The sequence below is a fragment of the Citrobacter sp. W9 genome, from assembly GCF_026719375.1.
Taxonomy (GTDB): Bacteria; Pseudomonadota; Gammaproteobacteria; order Enterobacterales; family Enterobacteriaceae; genus Citrobacter; species Citrobacter werkmanii.
Genome location: NZ_JAPPTE010000001.1, coordinates 518,353 through 532,487 on the forward strand (window position 1 = coordinate 518,353; position 14,135 = coordinate 532,487).

Below are 14,135 nucleotides of genomic sequence, written 5' to 3' on the forward strand. Positions count from 1 at the left end.
CAAACTTTTCTGGAGGGAATATGTTCGTTGCAGCAGGGCAGTTTGCCGTGGGACCTTCGTGGGAAAAGAATGCAGAAACCTGCGCTTCATTAATGTCTCAGGCCGCAGGAGAGGGAGTATCGTTGTTGGTACTACCGGAGGCGTTGCTGGCCCGTAACGATATTGACCCTGACCTGTCAGTGAAGTCAGCGCAATTGCTGGAGGGTGGGTTTCTGACGCGTTTACTCCGAGAAAGCGCGCAAAATGTGATGACGACAATTCTGACGATTCATGTTCCTTCTGTGCCAGGTCGGGCTTTTAATATGCTGGTGGCGTTGCGGGGAGGTCGGGTTGTTGCCCATTATGCAAAATTGCATCTTTACGACGCGTTTGCGATTCAGGAGTCGCGGAATGTCGATGCAGGAGACGCCATAGCGCCGCTGCTGGACGTAGACGGATTAAAGGTAGGGTTGATGACCTGCTATGACCTGCGTTTCCCTGAGCTGGCATTAGCGCACGCTCTCCAGGGGGCCGACATTCTCGCTTTACCTGCCGCCTGGGTGCGGGGAGCGCTAAAAGAGCATCACTGGGCAACATTGTTGGCGGCAAGGGCTCTTGATGCTACTTGCTATGTTATTGCCGCTGGAGAATGTGGTAATAAGAATATTGGGCAAAGCCGGGTCATCGATCCCTTTGGGGTGACCATTGCCGCAGCGGCAGAAACGCCGGCGCTGATTATGGCCGAGGTTTCTGCAGAGCGGGTGAAGCAGGTCAGGGCGCAACTTCCGGTGTTAATTAACCGACGCTTTGCGCCACCGCAATTATTATGACGTTTTTTTAAACAAGACTTGATTCACCTTGTTACAGATTGCTATTGTGTGCGCGCGTCGAAAGGCCGTTAATATTCTCAGGTTAATATGGCGCATAATGTAGCCTGGTTTAAGTTAAGAAGGTATCTATGGGTGAGATTAGTATTACCAAACTGCTGGTGGTTGCCGCACTGGTCGTTCTGCTGTTTGGTACCAAGAAGTTACGTACACTGGGTGGAGACCTGGGAACGGCAATTAAGGGCTTTAAGAAAGCGATGAACGACGATAATACCGATGCCAGGAAAGAGGCTGATGGTAGCGTTCAGGCGGAAAAGCTCTCTCATAAAGAGTAATATCAGGAGCATGATGCTCATACTGTATGCTCTGTATGAAAAAAACCGGCAAATTGCCGGTTTTTTTATTGCTGATATGTAAGTGAGTATTACACGATTACTTCACTTCCAGCCCTTTGGCCTGCATATCAGCGTGGTATGAAGAACGAACAAACGGGCCGCAGGCTGCATGGGTAAAGCCCATCGCCATGGCTTCGGCTTTCATCTCGTCGAACTCATCCGGGCTGACATAGCGTTGCACCGGCAGGTGATGGCGGCTCGGCTGCAAATACTGCCCCAGCGTCAGCATGGTCACGCCATGACTGCGCAGATCGCGCATGACTTCAATAATTTCGGCATTGGTTTCACCCAGACCTACCATCAGACCCGATTTAGTCGGGATCTCCGGGTGCGCTTCCTTGAAACGCTCCAGAAGCTTCAGCGACCAGTTGTAGTCCGCTCCCGGACGGACATTGCGGTAAATACGCGGTACGTTTTCGAGGTTGTGGTTAAATACGTCCGGCGGCGTGGCCGTGAGGATATCCAACGCGCGATCCATACGACCACGGAAGTCAGGCACCAGCGTTTCGATTTTAATCGATGGGCTTTTCTCGCGGATAGCGGTGATGCAGTCAGCAAAGTGCTGAGCACCGCCGTCACGCAGATCGTCACGGTCAACGGAGGTAATGACGACATAGCGCAGCGCCATGTCCGCAATGGTCTGAGCCAGTTTCAACGGCTCGTTAGCATCAGGCGCAACCGGACGACCATGGGCAACGTCACAGAATGGGCAACGGCGAGTACAGATTGCGCCGAGGATCATAAAGGTTGCGGTTCCGTGATTGAAACATTCAGCCAGGTTAGGGCAGGAAGCTTCTTCGCAGACAGAGTGCAGGCCGTTTTTGCGCATTGCCGCTTTGATGCCCTGGATGCGGGTGGAGTCCGCTGGCAGTTTTATTTTCATCCATTCCGGTTTACGCAGCAGGGCTTCACGCTCTGTTGCCACATTTTTAACCGGGATAAGAGCCATCTTATCGGCATCGCGGTATTTAACACCGCGTTCCATCACAATGGGTTTACTCATAGCTTGCGTGTTCCAGTTGCGAATTACGAAGGAAAGCGTTTCAATTCAAGGGAATGTTGCATTTATCAACTATTTTTGAATTAGTGATACGCAGTATATCATTGAAACGGGCCAGAAAGCAGCCTGACAGGCTGGCAAAATGTAAAATAGTTGTTGTTTTGTGCCATTTGCCACAACATATGCCGTGGCAAAGTATAACTGCCTTTTTAGTCCACAACGTACTCGTGCGGTGGGTTACCCAACAGCGCCAGAATGTTGGCCAGCAGGCGTGGGCGAATGCTCTCAGTCGTGGCAGCGTTATCCCATTGCGATACTTTTGCCATCTCCATTCCGGCATAACCGCAAGGGTTGATACGCAGGAAAGGCGACAGGTCCATATCCACGTTGAGCGCTAAGCCGTGAAATGAACATCCCTTACGAATACGTAACCCTAATGAGCAGATTTTCTTCTCACCGACATAAACGCCTGGCGCATCGGCTCGCGGGTGGGCGTCGATGCCAATTTCCGCAAGGGTATTGACGACAGTTTGCTCCAGCAGCGTAACCAGTTCGCGAACGCCCAGTTTGCGGCGTTTCAGGTTCAACAGCACATACATGACCTGTTGACCTGGACCGTGGTAGGTCACCTGACCGCCGCGATCGCTCTGAATCACCGGAATATCTCCCGGCATCAGTACATGCTCGGCTTTACCGGCCTGACCCTGGGTAAAGACAGGATAATGCTCTACCAGCCAGATTTCATCATGACTGTTTTCATCGCGGGTATCGGTAAATTCGTGCATGGCCAGAGAGACTGGCTCGTAAGGTTGAAGACCGAGCTGGCGGACCAGAATTTTATCCTGATACAAAACGGCATCTCCGTAGATACTCACACAGAGTAGAGAATGTTAAAGAGGGGAAAAGTATATCACAGGAGGAAGGGGTTACCCGAGCGGGGATGCAGCGGGTAACCGACAGGTTTTTACAGCACCATGCGTACGATATCAATATTGCCTAATTCTTCGTACAGTGTTTCAACCTGCTCAATGTGTGTAGCAGTGATGGTGATAGAGACCGAGTGGTAGTTGCCTTTGCTGCTCGGTTTTACCGTCGGAGAGTAATCACCTGGCGCATGGCGCTGTACCACTTCAACCACCTGATCAACCAGCTCAGGCAACGCCTGCCCCATTACTTTGTAAGTAAATGGAGTAGGGAATTCAAGCAGTTCGTTAAGTTTGGTTTTCATGTCAGCTCCGGCGTTACATCAAAAAATAATAACTCCCACAGCGCGTGGGAGTTATCTGGATACCTAGTATATGGGGACGTAAATCACACTTTCAAGTGTTCGATTTTTAGCCAAACCAGTGATGGAACATTAATTTAATGTAATCAATGATTTTCCCAAAGAAGTTGCCTTCCGGGATTTCCTGCAGCACGACCAGTGGGCGCTGCTCGATGGTTTTGCCATCAAGCTGGAAGTTGATGGTGCCGACAACCTGGTTTTTCTGCAGCGGCGCGTGCAGTTCAGTGGTGTTCAGCACATAACTTGCTTTCAGATCTTTCATACGGCCGCGCGGAATAGTCAGGTAGACATCCTTATCGACACCTAACGATGCGCGATCGGTGTTACCAAACCAGGCGGGTTCTGAGGCAAATTCTTTACCCACTTTCAGCGGGTTGACGGTTTCGAAGAAACGGAAGCCCCAGGTCAGCAGTTTTTTGCTTTCGGTTTCGCGACCTTTATAGGTGCGGCCACCCATTACGGCGGAGATCAGACGCATCTGGCCTTCGGTTGCGGATGCAACAAGGTTATAGCCAGCTTTATCGGTGTGACCGGTTTTGATACCGTCGACATTCAGGCTGTTATCCCACAGCAGACCGTTACGGTTTAACTGACGAATGCCGTTAAAGGTGAACTCTTTTTCTTTATAGATAGAGTATTCATTAGGCACATCGCGAATCAGCGCCTGACCAATCATCGCCATATCGCGGGCTGAGCTGTACTGGCCGTCAGCATCAAGACCATGAACGGTCTGGAAGTGGGTGTTTTTCAGACCCAGCGCGTTCACATAGCTGTTCATCAGGCCGACGAAAGCATCCTGGCTGCCGGCAGCGAAGTCAGCCATCGCCACACATGCGTCGTTCCCGGACTGCAGGTTAATACCACGGATCAACTGAGAGACAGGAACCTGCATGCCAGGCTTGAGGAACATCAGCGATGAACCTTTAAAGACCGGGTTACCCGTAGCCCATGCGTCATTGCCGACGGTGACCAGATCGGTTTCTTTGAACTTCCCGGCTTTCATCGCCTGGCCGATGACGTAGCTGGTCATCATCTTGGTCAGGCTGGCGGGGTCGCGGCGAGTGTCAGCATTCTGTTCTGCCAGAACTTTACCTGAGTTGTAATCAATCAGGATATACGACTCCGCATCGATCTGCGGAACGCCGGGGATCATGGTTTTAATATTCAGGTCATCGGCATGGGCAGCAGAGAGAGTAGCTGCGCAGAGAGCCGCGGTGAGCGCCATACGCTGCACGAAACGAGCGGAAAAAGTGGTCTTCATGGTCTGAACTACGACGTCCGTGATGAAATTAAAAAAAGTGCCCTACTATAGCAAATGCATAACGGGCAGGCATCTGACTTTCCGCGTGACTTTGTTAATGTCATTTACGGAAATTGACAATTCAGATACCCGGTTTACGTTATTACATGCCGGTGATGAAGGACTGTAATTGCGCCTCGGATTGAAGACGCTGCTGCAATGAGGAGGCTTCAGTTTTACTGGCGAATGGCCCCATCTGAATACGCCATACCGCGCCGTTTTGCACTACCCGTCCAGGGACGCCAAACTGCTGGCTTAAGCGCTTTTGATACTGCTGCGCACGGGTTTGATCGCTAACGGCACCGACCTGAACGACATAGCGTCCGTTGGTCGCAGCAGCTGGCGCGGCAACGGTCGCTGGCGCGGTTACCGTGGCAGTTGATGCTGCGGGAGCGGCGGTTACAGGCTGTGGCGCAGGCGTGGGTTCGCTGCCTTCAAGTACACCGGCAGCAAGCGTTGTCGGTGCGCCGAGGAAACCACTGCTGTTGACCGGCGCACCGCTCGTATCCTCGCTTTTCAGCGTGGAATTACTGATAGGGCGGATATCGTTTTGCGGCTGACCCGCATCCGGTGCGGAAGACATCGCGCCGCCACCGCTTAAATCAGGACGAGCCGGCAGGGCATAGGTTTGTTTCGCCACAGTTGTGCAGGCCATTCCCGGGCCGGATAATGAACCATCCTGCGCGACGATGATAGGGTCGATACGCACTTTGGTGTTGTTAGACGTGTTCAGTCGATCTGCGGCGGCACGTGAAAGTGAAATGACGCGATCGTTGCCATAAGGGCCGCGATCGTTAATGCGTACGACGATCATCCTGCCGTTTGCCAGGTTGGTGATTCTGGCATAGCTTGGGATCGGCAGCGTCGGGTGCGCAGCGGTTAACTGCATTGGGTCAAACGCTTCACCAGACGCGGTTAAATTGCTTCCAGGCTCCGCATCATAAATAGCGGCAAGCCCGGCCTGGCTAAAGCGGGAGGGATCCTGGACTATTTTGTAGCTCTTACCATCACGCTGGTAGTCCTGATTCGCCGTTGGGTTCAGGGGTTCAAAGCGCGGATCGGCCCCGCTGATTTCAACAATCGGACCATTACACACCGCAGGCTGCGGCGCGACAGCAACCTGTTGCTGACCATCATCATTCGAACACGCCGCGAGCATTCCTGCTGCGATGCAGATACCAAGCCACTGCTTACGCATTGCGTACCCCTTACACGCTTTTCGACAACATTTTTCTATGGGTGTGGATCGACATAACAATCCCGAACCCGGCCATCAGCACGATCAGTGCCGAGCCTCCGTAACTGACCAATGGGAGTGGAACCCCAACCACAGGTAGAATACCGCTCACCATACCAATATTTACGAAGACATAAACGAATAATATCAACATTAAACCACCCGCCATGACGCGACCAAAGGTGGTTTGTGCGCGAGCAGCGATCCACAACCCGCGCATAATCAGCAAAATGTACAGCGTCAGCAAAATCAAGATCCCCACCAGGCCCAGCTCTTCCGCTAAGACGGCGAAGATAAAGTCAGTGTGGCGTTCGGGTAAAAACTCGAGCTGCGACTGCGTACCGTGCAGCCAGCCTTTACCGCGTAATCCGCCGGAACCAATAGCAATTTTAGACTGAATAATGTGATAGCCCGCGCCCAGCGGATCGGTTTCTGGATCAAGTAACATCATGACGCGCTGACGCTGGTAGTCATGCATCAGGAAGAACCACAGTATCGGAATAAACGCGGCGACCAAAACTACTGCCACACCGATTAAACGCCAGCTTAAACCGGAAAGGAACAGGACAAACAGACCAGAAAGGGCAACCAGAATTGAGGTGCCGAGGTCAGGCTGAGCGGCAACCAGCAGCGTGGGCATAAAAATCAGCACCAGCGCAATCGCGGTATTTTTTAGCGATGGCGGGCAGACGTCGCGGTTGATGAAGCGCGCGACCATCAGCGGCACGGCAATCTTGGCGATTTCAGAAGGCTGAAAGCGCACGATACCCAAATCCAGCCAGCGCTGAGCGCCTTTGGAAATAGCGCCGAAGGCGTCAACCGCCACCAACAGAATGATACAGAAGATATAGAGATAGGGCGCCCAACCTTCATAAACCCTGGGCGGAATTTGCGCCATCACCACCATGATGACCAGACCCATCGCGATCTGGCCGACCTTACGCTCCATCATGCCAATATCCTGGCCGCTGGCGCTCCAGATGACCAGCGAGCTGTAGACCAGCAGAGCCAGCAAAATAAGCAACATTGTGGGATCGATGTGGATTTTGTCCCAAAATGTTTTTTTGTTCGGATTATCCGTCACGATTATTGGTCCTCAGCTGCTGCAACCGCTGGGTTTTCCGCAGGCAGATTGGTGTTGTTGTCGCCCAACATAATGTGGTCAAGGATCTGGCGCATAATCGTCCCCACAGCCGGACCCGCGCCGCCGTTTTCAAGGATCATGGCGACAGCGACCTGGGGTTTATCATAGGGTGCGAAGGCCGTCATTAACTTGTGGTCACGTAAACGTTCGGCGATCTTATGCGCGTTATAGGTTTCATTCGCTTTCAGGCCAAAGACCTGTGCGGTACCGGATTTCGCCGCAATTTTGTAAGGCGCGCCAGCGAAATATTTATGTGCAGTCCCGTTAGGGCGGTTAGCGACACCGTACATACCGTCTTTGGCGATTTCCCAGTAACCGGAATGAATATCGCCCACGGGCGGTTCGTGCGGCTGAACCCATGGCACTTGCTTGCCATTTTCTGCCGTGCTCATCAGCAGATGCGGGACTTTTACCAAACCGTCGTTGATAAGGATCATCAGCGCTTTACTCATCTGGATAGGGGTTGCCGTCCAGTAACCCTGACCGATGCCGACCGGAATGGTATCACCCTGGTACCATGGTTTTTTAAACCGTTTTTGCTTCCATTCACGGGTTGGCATGTTCCCGGAACGTTCTTCGGCAAGATCGATACCCGTATATTGGCCATAGCCAAACTTGCTCATCCACTCGGAAAGCCGGTCTATCCCCATATCATAGGCGATCTGATAGAAAAACGTATCCGCGGACTCTTCCAGGGAGCGGGTAATGTTCAGGTGGCCGTGACCCCATTTTTTCCAGTCGCGGTAACGTTTCTCAGAGCCGGGTAACTGCCACCAGCCCGGATCGAACAGACCGGTATTGCGGGTGATGACGCCCGCGCTTAACGCAGAAACCGCCACGTAAGGCTTAACCGTCGACGCCGGAGGATAAACGCCTTGCGTGGCGCGGTTAACTAATGGGGTATTCGGATCATTGAGCAACCCGGAGTAATCTTTACTGGAGATGCCATCCACAAACAGGTTCGGGTCGTAGCTTGGCATGGAAACCAGCGCCAGAACGCCACCGGTACGCGGGTCGGTGACCACCACGGCGGCGCGGCTACCCGCCAGCAGCGTTTCAATATACTGCTGGAGCTTCAAATCCAACGTGAGGTAAATATCATGCCCGGCCTGCGGCGCGACCTCTTTCAACTGACGAATGACACGACCGCGGTTGTTGACTTCAACTTCTTCATAGCCGGTCTGCCCATGCAGTACGTCTTCATAGTAACGTTCAATACCGAGCTTACCAATATCATGCGTCGCAGCGTAGTTAGCCAGTTTGCCGTCTTTGTCCAGGCGGTCCACGTCTTTATCGTTGATCTTCGATACGTAGCCAATCACGTGGGTCAGGGCGGAACCGTAAGGGTAGTAGCGGCGTTTATAGCCTTTAACTTCAACGCCAGGAAAGCGATATTGATTTACGGCAAACCGTGCGACCTGAACTTCCGTCAGGTTGGTTTTTACCGGAATAGAGGTGAAGCGGTGTGAACGGGCGCGCTCTTTTTTAAACGCGGCAATATCGTCATCCGTCAGGTCTACGACGTTGCGCAGCGCGTCGAGCGTATCCTGAATGTTGTCTACCTTCTCCGGCATCATTTCAATCTGATAAATGGTGCGGTTAAGGGCAAGCGGAATTCCGTTGCGGTCATAAATAATGCCGCGACTGGGAGGAATGGGTACCAGTTTAATGCGGTTTTCGTTCGAACGGGTCTGATAATCAGTAAAGCGAACGATTTGCAGATTATACAGGTTGGCGATCAGCACGCCGGTCAGCAGCAAAATCCCCAAAAAAGCGACCAGCGCCCGGCGCACAAACAGCGCGGACTCAGCCGAATAGTCGCGAAAAGAATTCTGTAGTTTCATCCGCTGCTTAATCTACTCAAGAATCAATGATCACTCACGGTGATAAGGATGGTTGGTGGTAATGCTCCACGCCCTGTACAGACTCTCTGCGACCAGAACCCGAACAAGAGGGTGAGGTAGGGTTAATGCAGAGAGTGACCAGCTTTGTTCCGCCGCGGCTTTACAGGCGGGAGAAAGACCTTCCGGCCCGCCGATCAGCAGACTGACGTCACGACCGTCCAGTTTCCAGCGCTCCAGTTCGGTCGCCAGTTGCGGCGTGTCCCAGGGTTTGCCCGGAATATCAAGGGTGACGATGCGGTTTTTGCCTGCGGCGGCCAGCATCTGCTCACCCTCTTTGTCGAGAATGCGTTTAATGTCCGCGTTCTTGCCGCGTTTTCCTGCCGGGATTTCGATCAGCTCAAAGGGCATATCTTTCGGAAACCGACGCAGATATTCGGTAAATCCGGTTTGTACCCAGTCAGGCATTTTCGTACCCACAGCGACAAGTTGCAGCTTCACGCATTAACTCCAGAGTTTTTCCAGTTCATACAGGCGACGGCTTTCTTCCTGCATCACGTGGACAATCACATCGCCGAGGTCAACGACGATCCAGTCAGCGACGTTCTCGCCTTCCACGCCGAGCGGCAGCAGGCCGGCAGTGCGGGACTCCTGAACAACGTGATCTGCGATAGACATAACGTGACGGCTGGATGTACCGGTGCAGATAATCATGCAATCAGTGATACTGGATTTACCCTGAACGTCTAAGGCGATGATGTCTTGACCTTTCAGGTCATCAATTTTGTCGATTACAAAATCCTGGAGTGCTTTACCCTGCAAGTGTTCCCCCTGGGTGAAAAGAGTTAAAAACGTCTGTTAGTATACCTGAACCAGAGGCGATATCGGGACAAATGTCTCCGAAAGCGCTTTTGAAGTGCGCTATCATCCCACCCCACGCCACAGAATGCATCGCCATTTTTGTAAAACAATTTCTGCAAAGCTCTGAAGGGCGGGAAAAGTCAGGTTGCGGAGGATAACAGCCTGTCAGGGGGTGTCAATGGGAGAGAGGCCCTTCGGCAGAAAAAACCGCGCATTCACTCCCCGTCGTCCCATGCGGCCCGGCTGTTAAGCACTTTCAGAACCGCGAAATCGTCACATAAATCTATTGCGCTCCAGCAGCCTTGTTCGACGCGGAAATGCCACATTGCCGCAGCCGGCATGGACAGCATGCGGGCGATCAACACGCTCAGCACGCCCTGATGACTCACCACCAGCAGGTTTTGACACGCTTTATAATCGGCAAGTTGGGCAATGAAGCGTTCAACCCGCTGAGAAAATGCCTGAAAGCCTTCGCCATTCGTTGGCGTTGCGTTCTGCCAGTCGTTACACCATAAGGCGTAATTTTCAGCGTCTTCGCGCGCTAAATCGCGATGGTGGCGCACTTCCCAGTCACCAAAAAACATCTCATTCAGTTCAGGCATAATGCGCACAGGGAGGTCGCGATCGCCTAAGATCAACCGGGTTGTATGGCGGGCGCGTTCGAGTTCGCTGCAAAGAACATTGTCGACAGGAAGATTGCGTAACAGCTTGCCCACTGTTTGCGCCTGTGCGATCCCTCGCTCCGTTAGCGAGGTGGGGGCGTGGCCGCTGTATAATCCGGCGACATTGGCGTCGGTTTCGCCATGCCGTACTAACCAGAGTCTCATGTTTTCCTCGTGAAGCTATTCGCACAAAATATGATGTTTGCCCTGATTGCGCAGAGTTTTTTCACTAAAATACCCTTTTTTATGTGGAGCGGCACGATGTCTTTATTGAAGAGCGCGCATGGTGGTAATACCCGAGAAGCCGCCGAATTGTTGGGTATCTCGCCTGAACAATTGCTGGATTTTAGCGCGAATATTAACCCGTTGGGTATGCCGGCAAGTTTAAAACGCGCGATTATCGACAATCTGGACTGCGCGGAGCGTTACCCGGATGTCGATTACGCTCAATTGCATGCGGCGCTGGCGGATCATCATCAGATCCCGGCCTCGTGGATCCTGGCCGGAAACGGTGAGACCGAGTCTATTTTTACCCTGGTGCATGGCCTTAAGCCACGTCATGCGATGATCGTTACGCCCGGATTTGCGGAATATCGTCGGGCGTTGCAATGGGGGGAGTGTGCGATTCATGAATTTGCGCTGCGTGAAGAGGATGGCTGGCAACTTACCGAGGCGATTCTTGATGAGTTAACCTCTGAGCTGGACTGCCTGTTTCTCTGTACGCCTAACAATCCTACCGGTTTACTGCCAGATAACCACCTGCTACGTGAGATTGCCACCCGTTGTGAGCGGCTTGGGATCAATCTGATCCTTGATGAAGCGTTTATTGATTTTATTGCCGGTGAGCCGGGATTTATCCCGCTGCTGCACGGGAATCCACATATTTGGGTGCTGCGCTCGTTGACTAAATTCTATGCGATACCGGGATTGCGTTTGGGGTATCTGGTCAACAGTAACCAGCACGCCGTTGCACGGATGCGTAGCCAACAAATGCCGTGGTCAATTAATGCGTTTGCTGCCCTTGCAGGCGAGATTATTTTACGCGATAGCGCCTATCAGCAGGCGACGTGGAAATGGCTGGAGCAAGAGGGCGCGCGGTTTGATCAACAGTTGCAAGAACTGTCCGGCCTGACGGTGTATCCCGGCCGGGCAAATTATCGTTTATTACGCTGCGATCGGGCGGATGTTGATCTGCAACGCGCCATGCTCGAACAACATGTTTTGATCCGCAGTTGCGCTAACTATCCGGGGCTGGATACGCGCTATTATCGCGTAGCCGTTCGCAGCATGGAAGAGAATAACCGACTGCTGGCGGCATTACGCAAGGCGCTTAGCGGTACAACCCTTGTTGATTGATATAGTCAAGCACAGCGCCTGGCAGTAAGTCGTCGCACGGCTCGCCTTTTTCCAGGCGCTCGCGGATCAGCGTGGCGGAGATGTTAAACCACGGCGTTTCGGCCAGGTAAATTTTCCCGCAGGGCAGGTTGTGCAGGTCTTCCGGCGAATGGGTCAGATGATCCTCCAGCCACTGCTGGTGCTTTTCCTGCGCCATCTCGAGTGGGTAGCCCGGGCGTCGGCACACAATAAGATGCGTGTTACCCAAAATCGTGTCGTAGTCATGCCAGGACGGAAAGGTAAGTAGCGAGTCCTGACCAATAATAAACGCTAACGGCACGTCCGGACCTTGTTCTTCACGCCACTCTTGTAGCGTTTGCGCGGTGTAGGAGGCGGTATCGCGTTTGAGTTCGCGTTCATCCAGAGAAAACAGCGGCTTATCAGCAATGGCCAGTTCAACCATGCGCTTACGTTGCTCGCCGGACGCTTCGGGTTGCGCGCGATGTGGCGGCACGTTATTGGGCATGATGATGACCCGGGAAAGGCCAATCAGATTAGCCAGAATTTCAACCGGTTTAAGATGACCATAATGCACCGGATCAAAGGTGCCGCCGAACAGAGCCTGCAATGATTTCATATCAACCATCAATAAAAACATCGGCCAGCGATTTATGGCAGAGCAAAAGGGAAAGTCCCTCAAGTTCCGCCCACACTGACTGACCATAGTCTTGTTTAAGCGTAATTTCCGTACGCGTTAACAGCGTCACGGCCTGACGCAGCTGTGCCGGATTTAGCCGGTTAAGCGCGTCTCCCATCATGCCACGGCGATTTTGCCACACACGATGTTTATCAAACAACGTGCGTAAGGGCGTATGGGCCGACTGCCGTTTCAGGTTGACCAGCAACAGCAATTCGCGCTGTATCGTACGCAGTAAAATAACCGGCTCGCTGCCCTCAAGGCGTAACTGTTGCAGGATGTGCAGCGCGCGCTTGCTTTTGCCCATCAGCAGCGCATCCACCCAGTGGAATGGGGTAAAGTGCGCGGCATCGTTAACGGCTTTCTCTACGCGAGGCAGCGTGAGTTTGCCATCAGGCCACAGCAACGCTAACCGCTCAAGTGCTTGCGCCAGTGCTAACAGGTTACCTTCATAGCAATAGCATAATAGCTGATTGGCTGCGTCATCCAGTTGCAGGTTGTTAAGTTTCGCTCTCGCGGCAACCCAGCGTGGGAGCTGTGCTTGTTCCGGCGTCTGGCAGCTAACCTGAACCGCGTTATTCGCCAACCCGGTATACCATGCGCCGTTTTCCTGCGCCTTAGTCAGTTTGTTGCCGCGAACAATCAGCAGCAGATCGTCATGAAGCAGAGTGATGAGCGAAGCGAGTTGTTCGTTAATGGCGGCATTGGGGCCATTTTCAGGCAACTGCAGGAGTAGCGTTTGACGGCTGGCAAACAGGCTCATCGCCTGGCAGAGTGAAAATATTTCTCCCCAGTCGGTGCTGGTGTCCAGAGTAAAAGCGTGGTGTTCTTCGAATCCTTGCGTTGCGGCAGCCAGACGGATGGCATCCTGGCTTTCCTGCAATAAAAGGGGATCGTTGCCCAGTAGTAAATACGCCGCGCGCAGCCCTTCATTGAGCTGTGCGCGGAGTTGTTCAGGGTACAGCTTGAGCATCAGTTACCCAGCGTGGTGGAAACACGCGCCGGAGATGACGCAGGCGCTGCAGGTTTCGTCGCTGCTGGCTCAGCATCCACACTGGATGACTGAGTATCGGCCAAATGTACACTTGGCAGCTTACGAATCAACTGTTCTGCCGCTTTGTCGTACATCTCTTTGATGATCATGTCCTGCTCGTTATCCTTCGCCAGTGCAGCCTGTGGGTTGTCAAAGAACGAACGATAAACTTTGGCGCTGATGGGGTAAATATCATGTCCCGGAATCAGTACGGTAGCGCTTACGGACATCACCATCTGGTATTCAGCCGTTTGACCATTCTGGAATACCGACGCCGTATCCTGCGAAATGCTGACCGCGCCAAGGCGTAAGGACGTCACATCTTTGCGCATGGTACCGTCTTCAAGCAGCGTAACGCCGTTCAGACGCAGCTGATTACGCACAGCGCGGCTTAATGGACCATTCGGATCGCCAGAGTTCAGGATCATGGTTTTCATTGAGGGTGGAACCTGCGTAGTACTACGCAGATGCCAACCACACCCGGCGGTGACCAGCACCGCCAGAGATAACAACAATGTTGTCAGAAGTCGCACGCTTCC

General features: G+C 52.9%; 16 protein-coding genes. 3 read left to right on the top strand and 13 right to left on the bottom strand.

The features are described 5' to 3' along the window. Positions 1-20: 20 nt before the first annotated feature. Positions 21-809 carry a deaminated glutathione amidase gene (locus OOJ59_RS02360; protein ID WP_160955900.1) on the top strand — a complete coding sequence of 263 codons (789 nt, stop codon included), beginning with the start codon at positions 21-23 and terminating at the stop codon, positions 807-809. A 128-nt stretch (positions 810-937) separates the two neighbouring features. Beyond that, positions 938-1,141 carry a twin-arginine translocase subunit TatE gene (gene tatE, locus OOJ59_RS02365; RefSeq protein WP_038638735.1) on the top strand — a complete coding sequence of 68 codons (204 nt, stop codon included), beginning with the start codon at positions 938-940 and terminating at the stop codon, positions 1,139-1,141. A gap of 97 nt (positions 1,142-1,238) precedes the next feature. On the opposite strand, the gene lipA is transcribed toward tatE, so the two are convergent. The 10 genes from lipA to OOJ59_RS02415 form a co-directional block, all read right to left on the bottom strand. Beyond that, positions 1,239-2,204 (bottom strand): lipoyl synthase, encoded by a 966-nt coding sequence (lipA, locus tag OOJ59_RS02370; RefSeq protein ID WP_003022702.1) that lies wholly within the window; start codon positions 2,202-2,204, stop codon positions 1,239-1,241. 206 nt (positions 2,205-2,410) lie between these two features. After that, positions 2,411-3,052: a lipoyl(octanoyl) transferase LipB gene (lipB, locus tag OOJ59_RS02375; RefSeq protein WP_085047521.1), complete on the bottom strand. Its 642-nt coding sequence runs from the start codon at positions 3,050-3,052 to the stop codon at positions 2,411-2,413. Positions 3,053-3,165: 113 nt separating this feature from the next. Then, entirely contained in the window at positions 3,166-3,429 is a 264-nt protein-coding gene (gene ybeD / locus OOJ59_RS02380; protein WP_003022706.1) for a DUF493 family protein YbeD, read from the bottom strand. A gap of 106 nt (positions 3,430-3,535) precedes the next feature. Continuing rightward, the gene (gene dacA, locus OOJ59_RS02385) at positions 3,536-4,747 is read right to left on the bottom strand and encodes a D-alanyl-D-alanine carboxypeptidase DacA (protein WP_038638745.1); all 1,212 of its coding nucleotides are present in this window, start codon (positions 4,745-4,747) and stop codon (positions 3,536-3,538) included. A 142-nt stretch (positions 4,748-4,889) separates the two neighbouring features. Then, positions 4,890-5,984: an endolytic peptidoglycan transglycosylase RlpA gene (rlpA, locus tag OOJ59_RS02390; RefSeq protein ID WP_121528756.1), complete on the bottom strand. Its 1,095-nt coding sequence runs from the start codon at positions 5,982-5,984 to the stop codon at positions 4,890-4,892. Positions 5,985-5,994: 10 nt separating this feature from the next. Next, positions 5,995-7,107, bottom strand: coding sequence for a peptidoglycan glycosyltransferase MrdB (gene mrdB, locus OOJ59_RS02395; protein ID WP_006685529.1), 1,113 nt, complete (start codon positions 7,105-7,107; stop codon positions 5,995-5,997). Between the two features lie 2 nt (positions 7,108-7,109). Beyond that, positions 7,110-9,011: a peptidoglycan DD-transpeptidase MrdA gene (gene mrdA / locus OOJ59_RS02400; RefSeq protein WP_006685528.1), complete on the bottom strand. Its 1,902-nt coding sequence runs from the start codon at positions 9,009-9,011 to the stop codon at positions 7,110-7,112. Between the two features lie 30 nt (positions 9,012-9,041). Beyond that, a complete protein-coding gene (rlmH, locus tag OOJ59_RS02405; protein WP_003022725.1) occupies positions 9,042-9,509 on the bottom strand; it encodes a 23S rRNA (pseudouridine(1915)-N(3))-methyltransferase RlmH in 468 nt (155 codons plus the stop codon). Between the two features lie 3 nt (positions 9,510-9,512). Continuing rightward, positions 9,513-9,830, bottom strand: coding sequence for a ribosome silencing factor (gene rsfS / locus OOJ59_RS02410; RefSeq protein WP_003022728.1), 318 nt, complete (start codon positions 9,828-9,830; stop codon positions 9,513-9,515). Between the two features lie 254 nt (positions 9,831-10,084). After that, positions 10,085-10,696, bottom strand: a complete 612-nt coding sequence (locus OOJ59_RS02415) for an adenosylcobalamin/alpha-ribazole phosphatase (protein WP_160955898.1) — start codon at positions 10,694-10,696, stop codon at positions 10,085-10,087. A 96-nt stretch (positions 10,697-10,792) separates the two neighbouring features. Between OOJ59_RS02415 and cobD the strand changes: the two genes are divergently transcribed. Next, on the top strand, positions 10,793-11,887 hold the full coding sequence (gene cobD / locus OOJ59_RS02420; RefSeq protein ID WP_160955897.1) for a threonine-phosphate decarboxylase CobD: 1,095 nt from the start codon (positions 10,793-10,795) through the stop codon (positions 11,885-11,887). Here the strand turns inward: cobD and nadD are convergent. From nadD to lptE, 3 genes are read right to left on the bottom strand one after another with little or no spacing between them, the layout of a single operon-like run. Then, a complete protein-coding gene (nadD, locus tag OOJ59_RS02425) occupies positions 11,862-12,503 on the bottom strand; it encodes a nicotinate-nucleotide adenylyltransferase (RefSeq protein WP_087857163.1) in 642 nt (213 codons plus the stop codon). The two genes, cobD and nadD, sit on opposite strands and share 26 nt — an antisense overlap. A 1-nt stretch (position 12,504) precedes the next feature. Continuing rightward, positions 12,505-13,536: a DNA polymerase III subunit delta gene (gene holA / locus OOJ59_RS02430; protein ID WP_069323158.1), complete on the bottom strand. Its 1,032-nt coding sequence runs from the start codon at positions 13,534-13,536 to the stop codon at positions 12,505-12,507. Continuing rightward, positions 13,536-14,129, bottom strand: a complete 594-nt coding sequence (lptE, locus tag OOJ59_RS02435; RefSeq protein ID WP_038638758.1) for an LPS assembly lipoprotein LptE — start codon at positions 14,127-14,129, stop codon at positions 13,536-13,538. Before lptE ends, holA begins: the two co-directional genes overlap by 1 nt. Positions 14,130-14,135 lie beyond the last annotated feature (6 nt).